Source organism: Enterobacter sp. DTU_2021_1002640_1_SI_PRY_ASU_LCPMC_013, assembly GCF_032389435.1.
GTDB lineage: Bacteria > Pseudomonadota > Gammaproteobacteria > Enterobacterales > Enterobacteriaceae > Enterobacter > Enterobacter hormaechei_C.
Genome location: NZ_CP135594.1, coordinates 1,053,806 through 1,072,691 on the forward strand (window position 1 = coordinate 1,053,806; position 18,886 = coordinate 1,072,691).

The window sequence follows — 18,886 nt, forward strand, 5'->3', positions numbered from 1 at the left end:
ATGCAGACACAAATCAAAGTCCGTGGTTATCACCTCGATGTTTACCAGCACGTCAATAACGCCCGCTACCTTGAATTTCTTGAAGAGGCGCGCTGGGACGGCCTGGAGAACAGCGAAAGCTTCCAGTGGCTGACCGCACACAACATCGCGTTTGTGGTCGTCAATATCAACATTAACTACCGCCGCCCGGCTGTGCTGGGGGATGTGCTCACCGTGACCAGTGAGGTCCAACAACTGAATGGCAAAAGTGGTGTATTGAGCCAGGTCGTTATGCTGGAGCCAGAAGGGCAGGTGGTGGCCGATGCGCTGATCACCTTTGTCTGTATCGATCTCAAAACCCAGAAAGCGTTGCCGCTGGAAGGGGAGTTGCGCGAAAAGCTAGAGCTGATGATCGCGTAAAGTTTTGTCTTTTATAAAAGACAAAAAGGGTTTTCAGGGATAAAATCATGAACAGGGACTACGTTGTTAAACGTTACCGAACCCGCGACGGAAAAATACCGTTTGAGGATTGGGTAGCAAAGATGAGACGAAAGGATCCGGAGCTGGCGTTTCGGATCCTTCTGCGAATCGACCGCGCGGAGAAGGGGAATTTTGGCGATTACCGTTATCTCAGAGAGGGTGTCTGGGAGTTGAAGGTTGATTGTGGTCCCGGTTATCGAGTCTATTTTGCAGTCCAGCGTCGGGAAATCTTATTGTTGCTGATCGGCGGTGATAAAAAGAGCCAGAAAGCGGATGTGATGCTGGCAATAGACTACTGGAAAGATCATCAAAAGGATAAACCCAATGAGCAAAAGTGAGCGAAAATTCTCAAGTACCGTCAGCCATGATGAAGCTGTAGTCAAAATGCTGCGCGAAAATCCTTCTTACGCGCAACTCTATCTGCAAATTGCACTGGATGAAATTTACGAAGACCAGGGGATCCCAGCCTATTTGATTGCCCTCAGACGCGTTATCGAAGCGCGCGGCGGTATCGGAGAGATTTCAGCCAAAGCGGGGCTTTCACGTCAGCAGCTATACCGCACCCTGTCCGAAAATGGTAACCCAACGCTGACTACACTGATGAAAATTACCCGTGCTGCCGGTGTAAAACTGTTCGACAGCACGGTCAGGTAGCCCTTATTTCAGCCCGGTCTTTTTCTGCATCGCGGCCATCACGCCAGGTTTATCCGCAAGGTAATGATTCAGACCGTTCGCGCGCAGGTTACAGGCGGCACACTGCCCGCAGCCGTCCCCTTTAATGCCGTTGTAGCAGGTCAGGGTCTCGTTGCGAACAACATCCAGCTTGCCCCAGTAGTCGGCCAGCGCCCAGGTTTCAGCCTTATCCAGCCACATCAGCGGCGTTTCGAAGCGGGTCTCTTTTGCCATTCCCAGATCGACGGCGTGATTGAGTGCTTTCACGAATTCATCCCGGCAGTCCGGGTAGCCAGAGAAGTCGGTCTCACACACGCCCGTGATCACCGCTTCGGCTTTCACCTGGTAGGCATAGATCGCCGTCAGGGTCAGGAAGAGAATGTTGCGGCCCGGTACGAAGGTGTTCGGAATGCCGCTGGCATCCGGTTCGTAATCAGGCACCGGAATGCTGTCGCGGGTGAGGCTGCTGACGGCCAGTTCATTTAACAGCGTCACGTCCAGCACTTTATGAGCGCGGGCGCCCAGTTTGAGGGCCAGTTCACGAGCGACATCGATTTCAGCGCGATGACGCTGACCATAATCAAAAGTGACGCAGTGCACTTCATCATACTGGTGAAGCGCCTGAATCAGGCAGGTTGTGGAATCTTGTCCTCCGCTGAACACGACGACGGCACGTTTCATAGATCATCTCGACAGTTACAATAAAAGCGTCATGTTAACGCCTGGCTAAAGCGGCGACCAGCTTCTTCACGCGTTTGGGGGAGGAAGCCAGGCTTCGGTGAAGTCAAACCAGCCGCGAGTGTTAAGGCGTATGCCGTTGACGCCCGGAGGCGCGCTGATTTGATACTGGTAGTTAAAGAGCGGCGTCAGGACGGCTGTCTCCATTAACCGGCTGAAGATAGCCTGAAGTCCTGCGTGTCGGTCACGTTCGTCGGCCTGCGTCTGCACCGCATCCAGCGTGGCCTGCAAATGGGCGTATGCCGGTGCGCTCAGCAGATGCGGCCAGAGCGCATCGCAGCGGAGCCACTGCTCAAGCGTGTACGCTGGCGCTTCGCCAATCAGTCTGTCTCCCATCATGATGTCTGCATCGGCAAGCTGCTGGCACCCGTCCCACGTTTTTGCGTCGTGAAAGATGACGGTCAGTTCACAACCCTGCCGCGCAAGGTATGCTTTTAACTGGCTGGCCATGGTGTGAAGCTCAACCGGCAGGTGGTAGACCAGCGTCAACGCCTCTGGCAGCGCAACGTCGGTTAAATCAGGCCACTGGGGGATCGCCCAGCCGGGAAGCAGTTCCTCGGTAGGGGTGATGAGTCCTTCGTTCAGAGGAAGCGTGTGCAGCAGCGTTGAGAGATGAATGATATTAATCAGCCGCTTTGCCTGAAGTTCGCTCAGACGCGGGCTCTGTTTCAGCGTGAGGTAGCAGAAACCCAGACTGGTGCTGTTACTCACCAGCCGCAGGCTGGCCAGCTCGTCGGCCTCGCCAATGGCGATTTGCACCGGGTGGCGACAGCTGGTGCCCAGACTGTAGTCAAAAAGCTGGGGCGTGATCCAGTACTCGATAGCCTTAAGCAACGGATGCCCAAGGTGATACTGCTCGTGGCTTTCCAGACGCACCAGTTCAGGCTCAAAAACGCTCAGCCGGAAGGGACCGCTGCCCACCACGGGGTAGTCGGGATGCGCCAGACGGCTACAGTAGGTTGCCAGCCTGTGCGCCAGCCAGTAGTCAGGTTGATGGAGAATAAACGTCAGGCACTGCGGATGCGTGGTTTCGATACGTAAGACGCTGCGGAAAAGCGTGCCCATGCCGGCCTGCGATAACAGCGCCGTCAGGCTTTGCCGGAGCTGTGCCGTCTCTATTTTATCGCCGTTATGCCAGTGCAGGGTGGAGCGAATGTAGAAATGCCAGCGCAGGCCGTCAGCGGAGATTTCCCAGTGATGCGCCAGATCGCCCGTGGGTTCACTGCTGTTACCATTAAAACGCGTCAAACCAGAGAATACCTGTCCCGCCAGATGCTGCTCCGCCCGGCCAGGGAGAAACCCCGGCTGAAGCGGCTCCAGCGAGCGATAGTAGGGAATACGCAGCGTCGGCGTATCGTTCTGCCACTGCCCGCCCATAAACGGATGCAGCAGCGATCGCAAATCTTCAGGCGCGAGCTGGGCCAGCTCCAGCGCGTTGTGCTGCTGTCCACTTTTCAGGGCCTCTTCCATCATCGTATTACGCAACGAATCCGGAGTGACGTGAAAGCGTAATTCCCCACGCTTACCTCGTCCGGAGCGGGCGTGCCAGCTTAGCCAGCCCGCCTCCTGCGCCTGGCGCAGCAGGGTGCGAACATGTCGCTCGCTGCAAAAGCAGCGGCTGGCAAGTTCACTGATGTTAACCTGCTGCGGTGCGCCGGCGGAGGGGTGCCACAGACGCTGATACTGGTTAAGACGATTAAGCTGGCGCATGAAAAACCCGGAACAATAATTATCATCTATTCACTATTACTTCCGTATATCTCACGTAATACTGATGCACAAGTTAACCGCCTCACATTTCGGGAGTAATTATGGCTCGGCTCGCTGCATTTGATATGGACGGCACGCTGTTAATGCCGGATCACCGTTTAGGGGAGAAAACCCTGAACACACTTAAGCGCCTGCGCGAGCGTGAAGTCACCCTGACGTTTGCCACTGGTCGTCATGTTCTCGAGATGCGCCATCTGCTGGGAACATTTGCCCTCGATGCGTTCCTGATCACCGGCAACGGGACGCGCATTCACTCCGTCGACGGCAATGTGCTGCACCGTCAGGATCTGAACCCGGAAGTGGCGGACATTGTCCTGCACAGCACCTGGGATACGCAGGCCAGCGTGCATGTTTTTAATGATGAAGGCTGGTTTACCGGGCGTGAGATCCCGGCCTTGCTGCACGCTCACGTTTACAGCGGCTTTAAATATCAGCTTATCGATTTGCGCCGCATTCCGGCACACAAGGTGACCAAGATCTGCTTCTGCGGCGATCACGATGATCTCTGCCGCCTGCGTATTCAGCTTAACGAGGCGCTGGGCGACCGGGCGCACCTGACTTTCTCGGCGGTGGACTGCCTTGAAGTGCTGCCGGTGGGCTGTAACAAAGGATCTGCGCTGGCGGTGCTGAGCGATCATCTGGGGCTGACGATGCAGGACTGTATGGCCTTTGGTGACGCCATGAACGACCACGAGATGCTGAGCAGCGTGGGTCGTGGACTGATTATGGGGAACGCGATGCCGCAACTTATCGCCGCGCTCCCGCATTTACCGGTTATCGGACACTGTCGTAACGAAGCGGTGTCCCATTTTTTGACGCATTGGCTGGACAAAAATAACCTCCCATATTCCCCCGAATAGTGAGACCCTTCCAGCAAGCCAGGCTTTAGCCTGGCTTTTTTTATTTCACCAGCTGCGAAATCTGCGCTTTCCACGGTTCTACATCGCCAATAGTTGCCTGCACCCATTCTGCGTTGTAATAGGTGTCCAGGTAGCGCTCCCCGCTGTCACACAGCAGCGTGACGACAGAGCCGGTACGGCCTTCTTCGCGCATCCTCGCGGCCAGCTGTAGCGCGCCCCACATATTGGTGCCGGTGGAAGCCCCGACTTTACGGCCAAGCTGTGTCTCCAGCCAGTGCGCCGTCGCGACGCTGGCGGCGTCCGGCACGCGGAGCATCTCATCCACAACGTCCGGAATGAACGAGGGTTCGACGCGCGGGCGACCAATCCCTTCGATCTTGCTCCCCACGGGGCTGCGCAGGCTGGCATCGCGGGATTGCCAGTAATCGAGGAACACCGAGTTTTGCGGGTCAACCACCATCAGCTGCGTATCATAACCCTGACAGCGGATATAACGTCCGATGGTGGCGGAGGTTCCGCCCGTGCCCGCGCTCATGACAATGTAAGAGGGAACAGGATGCGGCTCGTGGGTCATCTGGCGGAAAATGCTGTCCGCAATGTTATTATTGCCGCGCCAGTCGGTGGCGCGCTCGGCGAAGGTGAATTGGTCCATATAGTGACCATTCAGTTCGCGGGCCAGCATTTCGGAGGCCGCATAGATTTCGCAGGCGCTTTCCACAAAGTGGCAGCGTCCGCCGTAAAATTCGATCTGTTCGACTTTACGTTTCGCCGTGCAGGAGGGCATCACGGCGATAAACGGCAGACCCAGCAGGCGGGCAAAGTAGGCTTCGGAGACGGCAGTTGATCCGGACGACGATTCAATAATCGTGGTGCCTTCTTTGATCCAGCCGTTACATAAACCGTATAAAAAGAGTGAACGCGCCAGGCGATGCTTCAGGCTGCCGGTAGGATGGGTGCTTTCATCCTTCAGGTAAAGCTGAATACCGGGAAATCCAGGCAGAGGCAGGCGGATCAAGTGGGTGTCTGCCGAGCGCTGATAGTCGGCATTTATTTCGCTGATGGCATGTTTAACCCAGGTGCTATTCATCGTAGTTATCCGTTTGTCATTTTGTGCCCAGCATAGCGAAAAGCACAGAAAAAATTGTTGCTATCTGACCTTTAAAATAGAATGTAAGGAGAATAATTTTCTCTTCGAGGTGGCTATGTTAGATAAAATTGATCGTAAGCTGCTTTCTTTGCTGCAAAGCGACTGCACCCTCTCTTTGCAGGCGCTGGCAGATGCCGTTAATCTGACCACCACACCGTGCTGGAAGCGCCTCAAGAAGCTGGAAGATGATGGCATTCTGCTGGGACGCGTGGCGTTGCTGGATCCCGAAAAACTGGGGCTTGGACTGACCGCCTTCGTCCTGATAAAAACGCAGCATCACAGTAGCGAATGGTACTGCCGCTTCGTCACCCAGGTTTCCGACATGCCCGAGGTGCTCGGCTTCTGGCGCATGGCGGGGGAATACGACTATCTGATGCGCGTTCAGGTGGCAGACATGAAGCGCTACGATGATTTCTACAAGCGGCTGGTCAATAGCGTACCGGGCTTGTCCGATGTCACCTCCAGTTTCGCCATGGAACAGATTAAATACACCACAGCGTTACCCATTGAATAACTTCTTAAAATACCTTCAGGAAAAGACCGCGTGCGATTATTTGCCCAATTAAGCTGGTACTTTCGTCGGGAGTGGCAACGCTACCTCGGCGCGGTGGCCCTGCTTATTATCATCGCCATTCTGCAACTAATCCCGCCCAAAGTGGTGGGTTACGTCGTGGATGGCGTTACGGAACAACATTACACCGCCGCACGGGTGATGATGTGGGGCGGTACGCTGGTGCTGACGGCCGTGGTGGTTTACCTGCTGCGTTATGTCTGGCGCGTGCTGCTGTTCGGCGCGTCCTATCAGCTTGCCGTTGAGCTGCGCGAGGACTTTTACCGCCAGCTGAGCCGCCAGCACCCTGAGTTTTATCTGCGTCACCGTACCGGGGATCTCATCGCCCGCGCCACTAACGATGTAGACCGCGTGGTGTTTGCCGCCGGTGAAGGGGTGCTAACGCTGGTGGATTCCCTGGTGATGGGCTGTGCGGTACTGATTGTGATGTCTACGCAAATTAGCTGGGAGCTCACGCTGCTGGCGCTGCTGCCGATGCCGCTGATGGCGCTGGCAATTAACCGCTACGGCGAGCAGCTCCATGAACGCTTTAAGCTGGCGCAGGCGGCGTTCTCGTCGCTGAACGATCGCACCCAGGAGAGCATGACCAGCATCCGCATGATCAAAGCGTTTGGTCTGGAAGACCGCCAGTCCGCGCTGTTTGCCGCCGACGCCGCCGATACCGGCGCGAAAAACATGCGCGTGGCGCGTATTGATGCCCGTTTCGATCCGACAATTTATATTGCGATTGGCATGGCGAACCTGCTGGCAGTGGGCAGCGGCAGCTGGATGGTGGTGCAAGGCACGATGACCCTCGGGCAGTTAACCAGCTTTGCGATGTACCTTGGGCTGATGATCTGGCCGATGCTGGCGCTGGCCTGGATGTTTAATATCGTTGAACGCGGGAGCGCCGCTTACAGCCGTATCCGCGCCATGCTGGCGGAAGTGCCGGTCGTGAACGATGGCAGCGAGCCGGTGCCGGAAGGTCCGGGTATTCTCAAGGCTGATATCCGCGCCTTTATCTACCCGCAAACGGAACATCCGGTGCTTGAGAACGTCAGTTTCACGCTGCGTCCTGGTCAGATGCTGGGCATCTGTGGCCCGACGGGTTCCGGTAAAAGCACCATTCTGTCACTGATTCAGCGCCATTTTGACGTGAGCGAAGGCGATATCCGTTTCCACGACGTCCCTCTGCCACGTCTGCTGCTGGATGACTGGCGCAGCCGCCTGGCGGTCGTCAGCCAGACGCCGTTTTTGTTTTCAGACACCATTGCCAACAATATCGCGCTCGGGTGTCCGACGGCGACACAGGACCAGATCGAGCACGTGGCGCGTCTGGCCAGCGTCCACGAGGATATTCTGCGCCTGCCGCAGGGCTACGATACGGAAGTGGGTGAGCGGGGCGTTATGCTCTCCGGCGGACAAAAACAGCGTATCTCTATTGCCCGCGCGCTGCTGCTGGACGCTGAGATCCTGATACTGGATGATGCGCTGTCCGCGGTTGACGGACGTACTGAACATCAAATTTTGCATAACCTTCGCCAGTGGGGAGAGGGGCGCACGGTCATCATCAGCGCGCACCGTCTGTCGGCCCTTACCGAAGCCAGCGAAATTCTGGTGCTTCAGCACGGGCATATTGCTCAGCGTGGTCAGCATGAGCAGCTTGCCGGGCAGACCGGATGGTATCGGGATATGTACCGCTATCAACAGCTTGAAGCCGCGCTGGATGAGGAGGTCGCCGATGCGTAAGTTTGGACAGATGTGGCCGACGTTAAAACGGCTGCTGGCCTATGGCTCACCGTGGCGCAAACCGCTTTCCATCGCCGTGCTGTTGCTGTGGATCGCCGCGATTGCGGAGGTGACCGGTCCGCTGCTTATCAGCTATTTCATCGACAATATGGTGGCGAAAAACTATCTGCCGCTGGGGCTGGTGGCGGGGCTGGGCGTGGCGTATGTCGGCCTACAGCTGACGGCGGCGGGGCTGCACTATGCGCAGTCGCTGCTGTTTAACCGGGCCGCCGTGGGCGTGGTCCAGCAGCTACGCACGGATGTGATGGATGCCGCGCTGCGCCAGCCGCTGAGCGAGTTTGATACCCAGCCGGTCGGACAGGTTATTTCGCGCGTCACCAATGACACCGAGGTGATCCGCGACCTCTATGTAACCGTTGTCGCAACGGTTCTGCGCAGTGCCGCGTTAATTGGCGCGATGCTGGTGGCGATGTTCAGCCTGGACTGGCGTATGGCGCTGGTGGCGATCGCTATTTTCCCGGCGGTGCTGATTGTGATGGTAATTTACCAGCGCTACAGCACGCCGATTGTTCGTCGCGTGCGCGCTTACCTCGCAGATATCAATGATGGCTTCAACGAAGTGATCAACGGCATGAGCGTTATCCAGCAGTTTCGCCAGCAGGCGCGTTTTGGCGAGCGAATGGGAGAAGCCAGCCGCTCGCACTATATGGCGCGGATGCAGACGTTACGGCTGGATGGCTTCCTGTTACGCCCGCTGCTGAGCCTCTTCTCTGCGCTGGTGCTGTGCGGGCTGTTGATGCTGTTTGGCCTGACGACGCGCGGAACCATCGAGGTGGGGGTGCTGTACGCATTTATCAGCTATCTTGGTCGCCTTAACGAACCGCTGATTGAACTCACCACGCAGCAATCGATGCTGCAACAGGCAGTGGTCGCAGGCGAACGTGTATTCGAGCTGATGGACAGGCCGCGTCAGACCTATGGCGATGACGAACGCCCGCTGGAAAGTGGGTCCATAGCGTTTGATCATGTCTCGTTTGCCTACCGCGACGACCAGCTTGTCTTGCAGGATATTAACCTCGAGGTACCGTCGCGCGGTTTTGTCGCCCTGGTTGGGCATACCGGTAGCGGCAAAAGCACGCTCGCCAGTTTGCTGATGGGCTACTATCCGTTGACGCAGGGGGAGATCCGTCTGGACGGACGGCCGCTTGCCTCGCTTAGCCACAACGCGTTGCGTAAGGGCGTCGCGATGGTGCAGCAGGATCCGGTGGTACTGGCGGATACCTTTTATGCCAACGTGACGCTGGGACGACCTTTCACGCCTGAGCAGGTATGGGAGGTGCTGGAAACGGTGCAGCTGGCGGATCTGGCGCGCGGGCTAAGCGAGGGGATCCATACCCGGCTGGGTGAGCAGGGCAACAACCTCTCCGTCGGGCAAAAGCAACTTCTTGCGCTGGCGCGCGTGCTGATTGAGACGCCGCAGGTGTTAATTCTGGATGAAGCGACCGCAAGCATTGACTCCGGTACCGAGCAGGCGATCCAGCAGGCGCTGGCTGCCGTGCGGGATCGCACTACGCTGGTGGTGATCGCCCACCGCCTGTCAACCATCGTCGATGCTGATACCATTCTGGTGCTGCACCGTGGCCAGGCCGTTGAACGGGGGACGCACAGAGCGCTGCTTGAGGCAAAAGGACGCTACTGGCAGATGTATCAGTTGCAGCTGGCAGGCGACGAACTGGCCGCCAGCGAGCGCGAGGAAGAGTCACTCAGCGCCTGATGCACCATAACAAGGCAATGCGCTAACAGACTTAACCGTTGGTGCAAAACTGAAACGCACCCTGCACTGCCATGGTGCGTTTTTTTTCGTCTCTTCCCGGCGCATCCGCGCCGCGGCGCTTTCCTCCTCACCTTTCACTTCTGGCACACCCTTTGCAATATCCCTTTCGTGTTAGCTGCGGCCATTACCGAATTCTGACTGGAGGGGATATATGAAGCTGGTTACGGTGGTAATCAAACCATTCAAACTCGAAGACGTGCGTGAAGCGCTGTCTTCCATGGGTATTCAGGGACTGACTGTCACCGAAGTGAAAGGCTTTGGGCGTCAGAAAGGTCATGCCGAGCTTTATCGCGGGGCGGAATACAGCGTTAACTTCCTGCCAAAAGTGAAGATTGATGTGGCGATTGCCGACGATCAGCTTGATGAGGTGATTGATGTCGTCAGCAAAGCAGCCTACACCGGAAAAATTGGCGACGGCAAAATTTTCGTTGCCGAACTACAGCGCGTCATTCGCATCCGTACCGGCGAATCTGACGAAGCGGCGTTGTAAGTAACTCCTGGCACACAGTGATAGGGATCGAGAAAATGAAGAAAGCAACAATGAAAACAGGTCTGGGTTCGCTGGCACTGCTGCCGGGCCTGGCAATGGCTGCACCTGCTGTGGCAGACAAAGCCGATAACGCCTTTATGATGATTTGCACCGCGCTGGTGCTGTTCATGACGATTCCGGGGATCGCGCTGTTTTACGGCGGCCTGATCCGCGGCAAGAACGTACTCTCCATGCTGACGCAGGTTGCCGTCACGTTCGCGCTGGTGTGCGTGCTGTGGGTGGTTTACGGTTACTCGCTGGCCTTCGGGGAGGGCAACGCCTTCTTCGGCAACGTTAACTGGGCGATGCTGAAAAATATCGAACTGACCGCGGTGATGGGCAGCTTTTATCAGTATATTCATGTCGCGTTCCAGGGCTCATTCGCCTGCATCACCGTGGGGCTGATTGTGGGCGCGCTGGCTGAGCGTATCCGCTTCTCTGCGGTACTGATTTTCGTGGTGGTCTGGCTGACGCTCTCCTATATCCCGATTGCGCATATGGTCTGGGGAGGTGGTCTGTTGGCTTCCCATGGCGCGCTGGACTTTGCGGGTGGTACCGTTGTGCACATCAACGCCGCGGTAGCAGGTCTGGTAGGCGCATACCTGATTGGTAAGCGCGTGGGCTTCGGGAAGGAAGCATTCAAGCCGCACAATCTGCCGATGGTCTTTACCGGCACCGCCATCCTCTATTTTGGCTGGTTCGGCTTCAACGCAGGTTCAGCCAGCGCCGCTAACGAAATCGCCGCGCTGGCCTTCGTGAATACCGTTGTGGCAACCGCCGGCGCTATCCTCTCATGGGTATTTGGCGAGTGGGCCGTTCGCGGCAAGCCATCGCTGCTGGGTGCCTGTTCCGGGGCGATTGCCGGTTTGGTAGGTATTACGCCAGCGTGCGGTTACGTGGGTGTGGGCGGTGCGCTGCTGATCGGTATCGTCGCAGGACTGGCGGGGCTGTGGGGCGTTACCGCACTGAAACGTATTCTGCGCGTTGACGATCCGTGTGACGTATTCGGCGTACACGGTGTGTGCGGCATCGTCGGCTGTATCATGACCGGTATCTTTGCTGCCCAATCTCTGGGCGGTGTGGGTTACGCAGAAGGCGTGACCATGATGCATCAGGTGCTGGTACAGCTGGAAAGCATCGCGATCACCATTGTCTGGTCCGGTGTTGTGGCCTTTATCGGTTACAAGCTGGCTGATATGACCGTTGGGCTGCGCGTGCCGGAAGAGCAGGAGCGCGAAGGCCTGGACGTCAACAGCCACGGCGAGAATGCCTATAACGCATAATTTGAGTGCCTTGCCGGGCGGCGGCTTCGCCTTACCCGGCCTGAAAAAGCACAATTCGCAGGCCCGGTGAGCGCAGCTCCACCGGGCTTTTTACATCACCCGCGATTACGCATCACACCTTCCTGCACGGTAGAAGCAACCAGCACGCCATCCTGAGTGTAAAACTCCCCGCGTACAAAGCCGCGCGCGCTGGACGCAGAGGTACTTTCCACGCTGTAAAGCAGCCATTCATTCATATCGAATGGACGGTGGAACCACATGGAATGGTCAATTGTGGCTACCTGCATCCCTTTTTCGAGGAAGCCCACACCGTGCGGCTGTAGCGCAACCGGCAGGAAGTTGAAATCCGACGCATACCCCAGCAGGTACTGATGCACGCGCAAATCTGCCGGTACGCTGCCGTTGGCGCGGATCCACACCTGGCGGGCGGGCTCAGCGGTATGCCCCTTCATTGGGTTATGAAATTCGACCGGGCGGATCTCCAGCGGTTTATCGCACAGAAACTTCTCTTTTACCTGCGGCGGCAGCAGATGCGCGAGAGCGCGGGCAATTTCGGTTTCCGATTTTAGATCGTCCGGCGACGGGGCAGACGGCATCTTTTTTTGATGCTCATAGCCCGGCTCTGGCGCCTGGAACGAGGCGGTCATGTAGAAGATGGGTTTGCCATGCTGGATGGCCGCCACGCGACGGGCGCTGAAGCTTTGACCGTCACGCAGAACTTCCACGTCGTAAACAATCGGTTTAGCGCTGTCACCGGGGCGTAAAAAGTAGCTGTGAAACGAGTGCACCAGACGGTCTGCCGGGACGGTCTCCTTGGCGGCATACAGCGCTTGCCCCACGACCTGGCCGCCAAAAACCTGGCGTAAGCCTAAATCTTCGCTCTGTCCGCGAAATAGCCCTTCTTCTATTTTTTCCAGGTTCAGCAATGTCAGCAGATTGTTCAGTGCCTGACTCATAGTGGTCCTCAATAAACGCCGTGGCGAAAGATACGCTGAGTATAACCCAGAAATGAAAGTGGTCCGATGGGTAGAATAATCTTAATATCCGGACGAAATTAGGCATAAATCCGTGATTTGTGCCACACTTGTATTCGTTGTGTGAATAAAACGACATCAGATGGGATCGATCCCGCTGGTGCATTGATGATAAGGAGACTTCAATGAAACTCGTGCCTATGCTCAGTGGTGTAGCAATTGCGGTAGCGTTGTCCGCCTGTGCTGGTAAGAGTGCCGATGTACCGGTGCCAACAGCAAGCGCAAACGGGATTAACACCCTTTCGCAGCAAGCTATTCAGCAGCCAAATGTTTCCGGTACGATCTGGATCAAACAGAAGGTTGCGCTGCCGCCGGATGCGGTTTTAACGGTCACGCTGTCTGATGCTTCCCTGGCGGATGCGCCGTCCAAAGTGCTTGCGCAGCGCGCGGTTCGTACGGAGGGTAAACAGGCGCCGTTCAGCTTTGTGCTGCCGTACAACCCGTCTGACGTGCAACCCAATGCGCGTATCCTCCTGAGCGCGGCGGTAACGATCAACGATAAGCTGGTCTTTATCACCGATACCGTGCAGGAAGCGGTCAACAAAGGCGGCACCAAAATCGACCTGACCCTGGTACCGGTGCAGCAAACTGAAGTACCTGTTGCAACGCAGACCAATCAGCCGACTCTGCCTACACCGCCAACACAGCTGTAATTCTCTTTCGCCCTCTCCATGTTGACGGGAGAGGGCGTCAGTACTCCCAGCGATACTTCTGCATATCAATCTGTCCTGCCCCGGAAACCTGCACCCCTTCTGAAAGTAAAGCCTGACGCTGGCGCTGCAAGTCTGGCCCGGTGAGGGAAATGGCGCCATGGCGATTGACGACCCGGTGCCACGGTAACGTGCTTCCTTCCGGTAGCCTCCTTAGCACGCCGCCTACCTGACGCGCCGCGCGCGGAGAACCCGCCAGCCGGGCGACTTCCCCATAGGTCGTGACACAGCCTTCCGGGATCGAGGCTACGATTTGCCACACTCGCTGTGGGAAAGTGTCATGTTCGTCCATTGTTACTCCTGCGGGAAATCAGCGAAGGGTAATGTTATACGAAGATAAAGAAGATTGTCGGGGCAGTTTGCGCAATAATCCAGCATCCGGTTGCCAGCGGCTTGCAATTGAGGTGCTCCACAGGGATAATGCGCCAGCGCGTTGGTTATCAACGCTCTCAATGGGGGCTCTGTTGGTTCTCCCGCAACGCTACTCTGTTCACCAGGTCAGGTCCGGAAGGAAGCAGCCAGGGCAGACGACGTGGGTGCCGGGATGTAGCTGGCAGGGCCCCCACCCATTTGAGCTTACGCTAAGTCGTATAGCTTAAAACCTCATCTCTTTGCCAACAATCATTCTGATATAGAGCCGATTATATCCGGCTCCCTTAATCGAAGATGACGTTTTCGGTTTAAGTATGGGGTCCAAGGAATCGATCGCCGTTCAGGTGGATCATATGGGTTGGAGCATCAGCTACCCAGACCTCTGTTTCCCAGGATAATTCCATCAGATATTTTGCCATCACTTTCCGGTCAGGGAAGGCTGTAACGTATACCAATCCGGGTTTAGCAGAAGCAAATAATTTTGCTAACTCACCGTGACGCTTTCCATCGACGGGCCCGTGGGAAGTAACTGATTCAATTAACAGTAGCCAGTTGCGTTTTTGCCAATAAAGAACAACATCGGGCAGTTTACCTTTTCGATCAACACTTACTCCCAGTTCCGCAAGTCGGTCTTTTCTAAAATGATCTTCCTTCGCGCCAGTATCTCCGATGTAAATAACTTCTGCTTCAGGAGCGAAACGAGGACCAAACTCAACGATGATATCCTTGATGAGCTGGCTATGCGCACCGGGGCTTAATTCTAATTCAGTACCGTCATTCAGCTTTAATGGCACCATTTCCATTTTTCGCGCCATGGCATACTGCTCAACTAAGGTCGGTACGTTGCCCATATGTTCTTCAAGCGCTGTTTCCCATTTGGCAGAACCATAGTTTAATAACACGGTATGCAGTTCAGGCGCTATCTGATAGCAAGCTTTAGGGGAGTTAACGGGGCGATCGGGTTTATCCGGATTGTATATAGCTATTCCGCCATCACAAAACTGATGGAGCGTTTGTCGACGGAAGGTTTCACGCGTGTTTGGGGCGTACTCTTTTCCGTAAACGTCTCTACACCAATCCATGATCGGTGTCACACCCAACATTGGGCGTTCAATTTTCTCCCACTCGCCATCAGGATGAAGATCAAGCAATGCGAGCAAAGTTAAAGCCGAACGCTCGTTTATTTGAGCACGAGGCATTCCAAGTTGACGCAACACATCAAGAGCTTGCTCTATTTTTTCCTGCGCTTTCAACGGGTCAGCGATTTTTCCTTTCGTCATAAGATCTAACTCCCTGTTAATAATTTCGTCAATTTGGTTCTGTTTAAGCACTTCATCATCGAACTCACTACCCATTTTTCGCAATACTTGCATTGATGGATAATGAATTGATCTTAAATCAGAGGCATTTACCTGAGTATGCCCACCAAACTGACGGTAATACTTATCCAGCAAAGTGCAGTTCAGATAGACATAAAGCCCGCGGGCGAGATCCGCATCCATACCCATCTTCTGAATATGGAAGACATTGGTTTTATTATCGAAACCGATCAACTCGCCAGGAAGTGAGGAGTCATATAATGTTGCGACAATGCGACGCTTTTCCTCTTTACTGCTAAATCTTTTTAAAATCAGGAAGTAGCCCTGGTTTTTCCATAACCAGGGACGTGATGATTCGGAAACCCTAATTGCATTAGGCTTTTTCCCATCAAGGGGCCAATTCACTTTGCCGTTCAAATGCTGAGGAAAAAGTAGCGGCACTGACCCGGAATCCATTCTTTCTCTGAGGTCATTTTTAAGGCGAAAGTCAACTACCGGCCCAGTACTAACCTGAACATTAAGCTCGTCCAGAGTTGTTGTAAAAGGGGATAATCTCTCGATTATGTCCTGTTCTCTGGGACTTGCAGCGATATGAATGAACTTTTGTTTGTCTGCTGGGTTAACTATTTTGTCTATCGACACCTTGCGCTGCGTCATATCGGTGGCCGTGATTTGCCCGGATTCTTCATCAAGATGAAAATCTGACGTTGGGCTGGAGGTGATAATAACCTGCCCCTGCGGAACGCCTTTAACACAGTGAATGATGATATTTTCTTGAAGCACTTCATCCTCAGCAAATGCCGCATTACGGGAGTCGAAAATGTGGATGTGCTTGATGGACGTTTCAGAGAGTAAATGCTCACGGAAAGGCTGATAGTAAGGGCCATTACAGAAAGAGCGTGGAATAATCGCCACTAACTCTCCTCCCTTTTTCAGCTGTTTCAAAGCTAACGCCACAAACCCAGAGTATAGGTTGACCGTTTCTATGCCTGCATTGCGTAAAGAGGCCCGGTGAGCGCTCGACGAGAGAATTTTTTTATAAGGGGGATTCATAATCACATGGCTATAAGTCCCTGGCTCTTCACTGGTCGATATATTTTTAGCCAGAAGACTTGCCTCAAGTATGTAATCTACCTTACTAATTTTATGGGTTAATTTTCCATTTGCAGCCTCATCACAGGCTTTCAGTGTCTTGCTAAGATACGGAAGCATCACATCTGCAATGTCGATGGCGTCGAGCTCCATCTTGTCGACATCAAGGCGCAACGCTCGTTCTACAAACGCCGCAGAGAGCGACCCCACTCCGCAGCCTGGATCGAGTAGCTTGATGTCACCTTTTATGTTGTCAAACAGGCTTGCCATGAACAGACAAATCGGAGCCGGTGTCATAAACTGACCGAGTGCAGATTTTGTCTTTGGATTTAACAGCTTATTCGCTTCTTTTCTATGCTGATCAGCCAGTTCCAACAAGCGCATCATATTTCCACTAGGTAACAAAAAAGTTCAAATTGCATACTGCTCCTGTGTCATCCGGAACAATATTAAGAGTCAGAATGCGTTACATGCCGACAATGTTACTACAAACAGAGCAGCGATCAGGATATCTTTAGTCCGTAAAAGGCCGCTTTGCCGATCGCCAGCCTATCCTGCGCCACCGCTAATGGTAAACCCAGCGTCAACAGTCCGTAGCTGTTCAACGGTTGCTTTACCGGTTCTGCTATCCTGGCGTGTAATACAGACTTCATTTAACTGAAATAATAATGTCATAAACTTGTAATAATAGACTGTCATTTTATTTTCGGATGCCTTTATTCTGTCATAAGCTAAAAAATATATATCTGGATAACAAACTTATCTTCGTGTATTAAATTAAACACGTGTTCCGAAAGGATGTGACAATCATGGTTACTGCGGTTTTAAACGTTAAAATTGATGAAGCGCTAAAAGAAAGACTTCGCCACTATGCGGAAGACAATAATGAGAATTTAAGCGTGACCACAGAGAAACTGCTGCTGCTGGCATTTGAAGCGGTAGAAGAGGCGGGAGTATCGGAAGAGGATGTTGATAATCAGCATACGGAAGAAGAGAGCGTAACTCCATTTACTCCTAAAGAAATCAAAGCACTACGTAAACTTCTGAAGAAGAGAAAATGAAACAACAACTATCGACTGCCAGTGACTACAACGAGGCCTGCAATCTGTTACGTTCCGGCTACGTGAAACATGTTCGTCTTGGCTGGAATGTAGGAAGTGATGAGTTCTTTCGTATTGCGTCTGACTGGTGTGATACCGGTGCAAAAATAAAGAAAGAAGGGGATAATTTCATTATTTCGCTGAAAGGCTTCCCGATTCCACCTCAACATTAAGTTGTTCTTCATGAAAACTGCTGACTGCATGCGATACAGTCAGCAGTTTTTATTGTTTCTGGCGAATAATTTACACCAGGCTCCGTTTTACTGGCGCTACACTTTTATTTAATGCACGCCACAGCGGTTTGATCCGCAATAATGCCTCTTCAAGTTCTGGCGGACTGAGTGAGAAGGGCATACGCAGGTAGCGGTCAAACGCGCCTGATAGTCCAAAACGCGTGCCGGTGCCCATAATGATGCCTGTCGTTTCGGCGCGTGCCGCCAGCTGTGTCGCCAGCATGCCGGGTAATTCAATCCAATATGAAAGCCCTCCCTCCGCCTCCTGAAACCGCCATTCGGGGAAATGTTCCCGCAGCATCTGGCCGCAGCGGTCGCGCCGTTCTGCCAGCATTTGCCGCCGGGCAGGCAGGAAGGTTGCACTGTTTTCGATAAGCCACAGCGTGGCCAGCTGTTCCAGCACCGGAGAGCCCAGATCCAGCGTGTCGCGCGTTTGCGCGAGGGTGGCGATAGTGCGTGACGAGGCGCGGATCCAGCCGAGACGCAGCCCACCCCAGAAGCTTTTGCCTGCGGAACCCAGCGTCATCACCGTGGCCTCCGGGTTAAAGGCGGCCAGCGGCGGCGGCGGGGGAGCATCGAACCAGAGATCGACCATGGTTTCATCCACCACCAGCGTGGTGCGGGTCTGCGCGGCGATGTCGGTTATGGTCTGGCGCGTCGCGGCATCCATGCAACGTCCGGTCGGATTATGAAAATCCGGCATCAGATAGGCCAGACGCGGGGCGGTCTGGGCAAGCGTTGCGGCAAAACCGTCGGTATCCCAGCCCGTTTCAGGCAGCGAAACGCCCACGGGCCGGCATAGCGCCCCCTGAATAGCGGCTATCGCCAGCGGATAGGTGGGATGATCCACCACCACGCGATCCCCGGGACCGGTCATCATTCTTAAGATCAGGGCGAAGCCGCTGACGGCGCCGTTCACCACCATCACTTCGTCTGCCCGGGTGGGCAGACCGCGTGCGGTGTAGCGGGCGGCGATAGCTTCACGCAGCGCCGGAAGCCCAAGCTGATCGTACCCGGTCAGCGCCAGATTCGGCGTGATGGCCGTCAGCGCGTGGGCGTAGGCCTGGTGGATCTCTGGTCCCGCGTTGAGTGCGGCGGTTGAGAGATCCAGCGCCGCGCTGGCAGTAGAAAGCGTGGGCACGGCGCGGCTGTCTGGCAGGATCGCCCGCGAACCGCTGCCGTGACGGCTCTCCAGATAACCCTCTTCCCGCAGATGCGCCAGCGCGCTGCTGATGGTGGTGCGGCTTACGCTCAGAGCGGCGGCCAGTTCCCGCTCTCCGGGCAGGCGCGTGTTTAACGCCAGCCTGCCATCCAGAATTAACAGGCGTAACGCGTCAGCCAGCTGGCGCCACAGCGGGGTGCGGGAAGAGGCTTGCTGCCAGTGCCCTAACAGGCGTACCAGAGACTGGCTTCCAAAACGACGTGATGACATATG

General features: G+C 54.9%; 19 protein-coding genes and 1 other RNA gene. 13 read left to right on the plus strand and 7 right to left on the minus strand.

From position 1 onward, the window contains the following. Genes RS584_RS05025 through RS584_RS05035 form a run of 3 tightly spaced genes read left to right on the plus strand, consistent with a single transcriptional unit; the run spans position 1 to position 1,113 of the window. Positions 1-399 carry a YbgC/FadM family acyl-CoA thioesterase gene (locus RS584_RS05025; protein ID WP_015571272.1) on the plus strand — a complete coding sequence of 133 codons (399 nt, stop codon included), beginning with the start codon at positions 1-3 and terminating at the stop codon, positions 397-399. Positions 400-446: 47 nt separating this feature from the next. After that, positions 447-797, plus strand: coding sequence for a type II toxin-antitoxin system RelE/ParE family toxin (locus RS584_RS05030; protein WP_032670484.1), 351 nt, complete (start codon positions 447-449; stop codon positions 795-797). Beyond that, positions 784-1,113, plus strand: a complete 330-nt coding sequence (locus RS584_RS05035; RefSeq protein WP_022650480.1) for a DNA-binding protein — start codon at positions 784-786, stop codon at positions 1,111-1,113. Before RS584_RS05030 ends, RS584_RS05035 begins: the two co-directional genes overlap by 14 nt. Before the next feature lie 3 nt (positions 1,114-1,116). Here the strand turns inward: RS584_RS05035 and queC are convergent, their stop codons facing one another. Next, positions 1,117-1,812, minus strand: coding sequence for a 7-cyano-7-deazaguanine synthase QueC (queC, locus tag RS584_RS05040; protein ID WP_047355296.1), 696 nt, complete (start codon positions 1,810-1,812; stop codon positions 1,117-1,119). A gap of 66 nt (positions 1,813-1,878) precedes the next feature. Further along, positions 1,879-3,579 (minus strand): SgrR family transcriptional regulator, encoded by a 1,701-nt coding sequence (locus RS584_RS05045; RefSeq protein WP_315749039.1) that lies wholly within the window; start codon positions 3,577-3,579, stop codon positions 1,879-1,881. A 101-nt stretch (positions 3,580-3,680) separates the two neighbouring features. Between RS584_RS05045 and cof the strand changes: the two genes are divergently transcribed. Further along, complete coding sequence (gene cof / locus RS584_RS05050) at positions 3,681-4,499, plus strand: HMP-PP phosphatase (RefSeq protein ID WP_045338274.1); 819 nt, start codon at positions 3,681-3,683, stop codon at positions 4,497-4,499. Positions 4,500-4,539: 40 nt separating this feature from the next. Here the strand turns inward: cof and RS584_RS05055 are convergent, their stop codons facing one another. Then, positions 4,540-5,586 (minus strand): PLP-dependent cysteine synthase family protein, encoded by a 1,047-nt coding sequence (locus tag RS584_RS05055; protein WP_017383196.1) that lies wholly within the window; start codon positions 5,584-5,586, stop codon positions 4,540-4,542. Positions 5,587-5,701: 115 nt separating this feature from the next. Between RS584_RS05055 and RS584_RS05060 the strand changes: the two genes are divergently transcribed. From RS584_RS05060 to amtB, 5 genes are all read left to right on the plus strand, one after another. Further along, positions 5,702-6,160, plus strand: coding sequence for an Lrp/AsnC family transcriptional regulator (locus RS584_RS05060; protein WP_015571267.1), 459 nt, complete (start codon positions 5,702-5,704; stop codon positions 6,158-6,160). 30 nt (positions 6,161-6,190) lie between these two features. Continuing rightward, entirely contained in the window at positions 6,191-7,945 is a 1,755-nt protein-coding gene (locus tag RS584_RS05065) for a SmdA family multidrug ABC transporter permease/ATP-binding protein (protein ID WP_315749040.1), read from the plus strand. Then, positions 7,938-9,719 (plus strand): SmdB family multidrug efflux ABC transporter permease/ATP-binding protein, encoded by a 1,782-nt coding sequence (locus RS584_RS05070; RefSeq protein WP_315749041.1) that lies wholly within the window; start codon positions 7,938-7,940, stop codon positions 9,717-9,719. Before RS584_RS05065 ends, RS584_RS05070 begins: the two co-directional genes overlap by 8 nt. A gap of 211 nt (positions 9,720-9,930) precedes the next feature. After that, positions 9,931-10,269 carry a P-II family nitrogen regulator gene (gene glnK / locus RS584_RS05075; protein WP_006809867.1) on the plus strand — a complete coding sequence of 113 codons (339 nt, stop codon included), beginning with the start codon at positions 9,931-9,933 and terminating at the stop codon, positions 10,267-10,269. Positions 10,270-10,304: 35 nt separating this feature from the next. Further along, positions 10,305-11,591 (plus strand): ammonium transporter AmtB, encoded by a 1,287-nt coding sequence (gene amtB / locus RS584_RS05080; RefSeq protein ID WP_315749042.1) that lies wholly within the window; start codon positions 10,305-10,307, stop codon positions 11,589-11,591. 95 nt (positions 11,592-11,686) lie between these two features. On the opposite strand, the gene tesB is transcribed toward amtB, so the two are convergent. Then, positions 11,687-12,547, minus strand: a complete 861-nt coding sequence (gene tesB, locus RS584_RS05085) for an acyl-CoA thioesterase II (protein WP_015571264.1) — start codon at positions 12,545-12,547, stop codon at positions 11,687-11,689. A gap of 203 nt (positions 12,548-12,750) precedes the next feature. Here tesB and RS584_RS05090 point away from each other — a divergent pair, with 203 nt between their 5' ends. After that, on the plus strand, positions 12,751-13,278 hold the full coding sequence (locus tag RS584_RS05090) for a YbaY family lipoprotein (RefSeq protein ID WP_023296032.1): 528 nt from the start codon (positions 12,751-12,753) through the stop codon (positions 13,276-13,278). A 37-nt stretch (positions 13,279-13,315) separates the two neighbouring features. Here the strand turns inward: RS584_RS05090 and RS584_RS05095 are convergent, their stop codons facing one another. Then, on the minus strand, positions 13,316-13,627 hold the full coding sequence (locus tag RS584_RS05095; RefSeq protein ID WP_003859016.1) for an MGMT family protein: 312 nt from the start codon (positions 13,625-13,627) through the stop codon (positions 13,316-13,318). A gap of 170 nt (positions 13,628-13,797) precedes the next feature. Here RS584_RS05095 and ffs point away from each other — a divergent pair. Further along, an RNA gene (ffs, locus tag RS584_RS05100) (signal recognition particle sRNA small type) lies at positions 13,798-13,894 on the plus strand. A gap of 121 nt (positions 13,895-14,015) precedes the next feature. Here the strand turns inward: ffs and RS584_RS05105 are convergent. Next, on the minus strand, positions 14,016-16,505 hold the full coding sequence (locus tag RS584_RS05105) for a BsuBI/PstI family type II restriction endonuclease (protein WP_315749043.1): 2,490 nt from the start codon (positions 16,503-16,505) through the stop codon (positions 14,016-14,018). 422 nt (positions 16,506-16,927) lie between these two features. On the opposite strand from RS584_RS05105, the gene RS584_RS05110 reads away from it, so the two are divergent. Then, a complete protein-coding gene (locus RS584_RS05110) occupies positions 16,928-17,179 on the plus strand; it encodes a hypothetical protein (protein WP_006809862.1) in 252 nt (83 codons plus the stop codon). Further along, positions 17,176-17,391, plus strand: a complete 216-nt coding sequence (locus RS584_RS05115; RefSeq protein ID WP_015571263.1) for a hypothetical protein — start codon at positions 17,176-17,178, stop codon at positions 17,389-17,391. The genes RS584_RS05110 and RS584_RS05115 overlap by 4 nt, the downstream gene beginning before the upstream one ends. A 70-nt stretch (positions 17,392-17,461) precedes the next feature. Here RS584_RS05115 and RS584_RS05120 read toward each other — a convergent pair whose 3' ends face one another. Continuing rightward, positions 17,462-18,883, minus strand: coding sequence for a PLP-dependent aminotransferase family protein (locus RS584_RS05120; RefSeq protein ID WP_213342723.1), 1,422 nt, complete (start codon positions 18,881-18,883; stop codon positions 17,462-17,464). Between the last annotated feature and the right edge of the window lie 3 nt (positions 18,884-18,886).

What these genes read in the sequence shown, in the direction of transcription:
- amtB (WP_315749042.1), top strand. Translation starts at nt 10,305, where the DNA reads ATGAAGAAAGCAACAATGAAAACAGGTCTGGGTTCGCTGGCACTGCTG.
- glnK (WP_006809867.1), top strand. Translation starts at nt 9,931, where the DNA reads ATGAAGCTGGTTACGGTGGTAATCAAACCATTCAAACTCGAAGACGTG.
- RS584_RS05045 (WP_315749039.1), bottom strand. Translation starts at nt 3,579, where the DNA reads ATGCGCCAGCTTAATCGTCTTAACCAGTATCAGCGTCTGTGGCACCCC.
- tesB (WP_015571264.1), bottom strand. Translation starts at nt 12,547, where the DNA reads ATGAGTCAGGCACTGAACAATCTGCTGACATTGCTGAACCTGGAAAAA.
- RS584_RS05070 (WP_315749041.1), top strand. Translation starts at nt 7,938, where the DNA reads ATGCGTAAGTTTGGACAGATGTGGCCGACGTTAAAACGGCTGCTGGCC.
- RS584_RS05090 (WP_023296032.1), top strand. Translation starts at nt 12,751, where the DNA reads ATGAAACTCGTGCCTATGCTCAGTGGTGTAGCAATTGCGGTAGCGTTG.
- RS584_RS05055 (WP_017383196.1), bottom strand. Translation starts at nt 5,586, where the DNA reads ATGAATAGCACCTGGGTTAAACATGCCATCAGCGAAATAAATGCCGAC.
- RS584_RS05115 (WP_015571263.1), top strand. Translation starts at nt 17,176, where the DNA reads ATGAAACAACAACTATCGACTGCCAGTGACTACAACGAGGCCTGCAAT.
- RS584_RS05060 (WP_015571267.1), top strand. Translation starts at nt 5,702, where the DNA reads ATGTTAGATAAAATTGATCGTAAGCTGCTTTCTTTGCTGCAAAGCGAC.
- RS584_RS05095 (WP_003859016.1), bottom strand. Translation starts at nt 13,627, where the DNA reads ATGGACGAACATGACACTTTCCCACAGCGAGTGTGGCAAATCGTAGCC.
- RS584_RS05120 (WP_213342723.1), bottom strand. Translation starts at nt 18,883, where the DNA reads ATGTCATCACGTCGTTTTGGAAGCCAGTCTCTGGTACGCCTGTTAGGG.
- RS584_RS05035 (WP_022650480.1), top strand. Translation starts at nt 784, where the DNA reads ATGAGCAAAAGTGAGCGAAAATTCTCAAGTACCGTCAGCCATGATGAA.
- RS584_RS05030 (WP_032670484.1), top strand. Translation starts at nt 447, where the DNA reads ATGAACAGGGACTACGTTGTTAAACGTTACCGAACCCGCGACGGAAAA.
- RS584_RS05025 (WP_015571272.1), top strand. Translation starts at nt 1, where the DNA reads ATGCAGACACAAATCAAAGTCCGTGGTTATCACCTCGATGTTTACCAG.
- queC (WP_047355296.1), bottom strand. Translation starts at nt 1,812, where the DNA reads ATGAAACGTGCCGTCGTCGTGTTCAGCGGAGGACAAGATTCCACAACC.
- RS584_RS05105 (WP_315749043.1), bottom strand. Translation starts at nt 16,505, where the DNA reads ATGATGCGCTTGTTGGAACTGGCTGATCAGCATAGAAAAGAAGCGAAT.
- cof (WP_045338274.1), top strand. Translation starts at nt 3,681, where the DNA reads ATGGCTCGGCTCGCTGCATTTGATATGGACGGCACGCTGTTAATGCCG.
- RS584_RS05110 (WP_006809862.1), top strand. Translation starts at nt 16,928, where the DNA reads ATGGTTACTGCGGTTTTAAACGTTAAAATTGATGAAGCGCTAAAAGAA.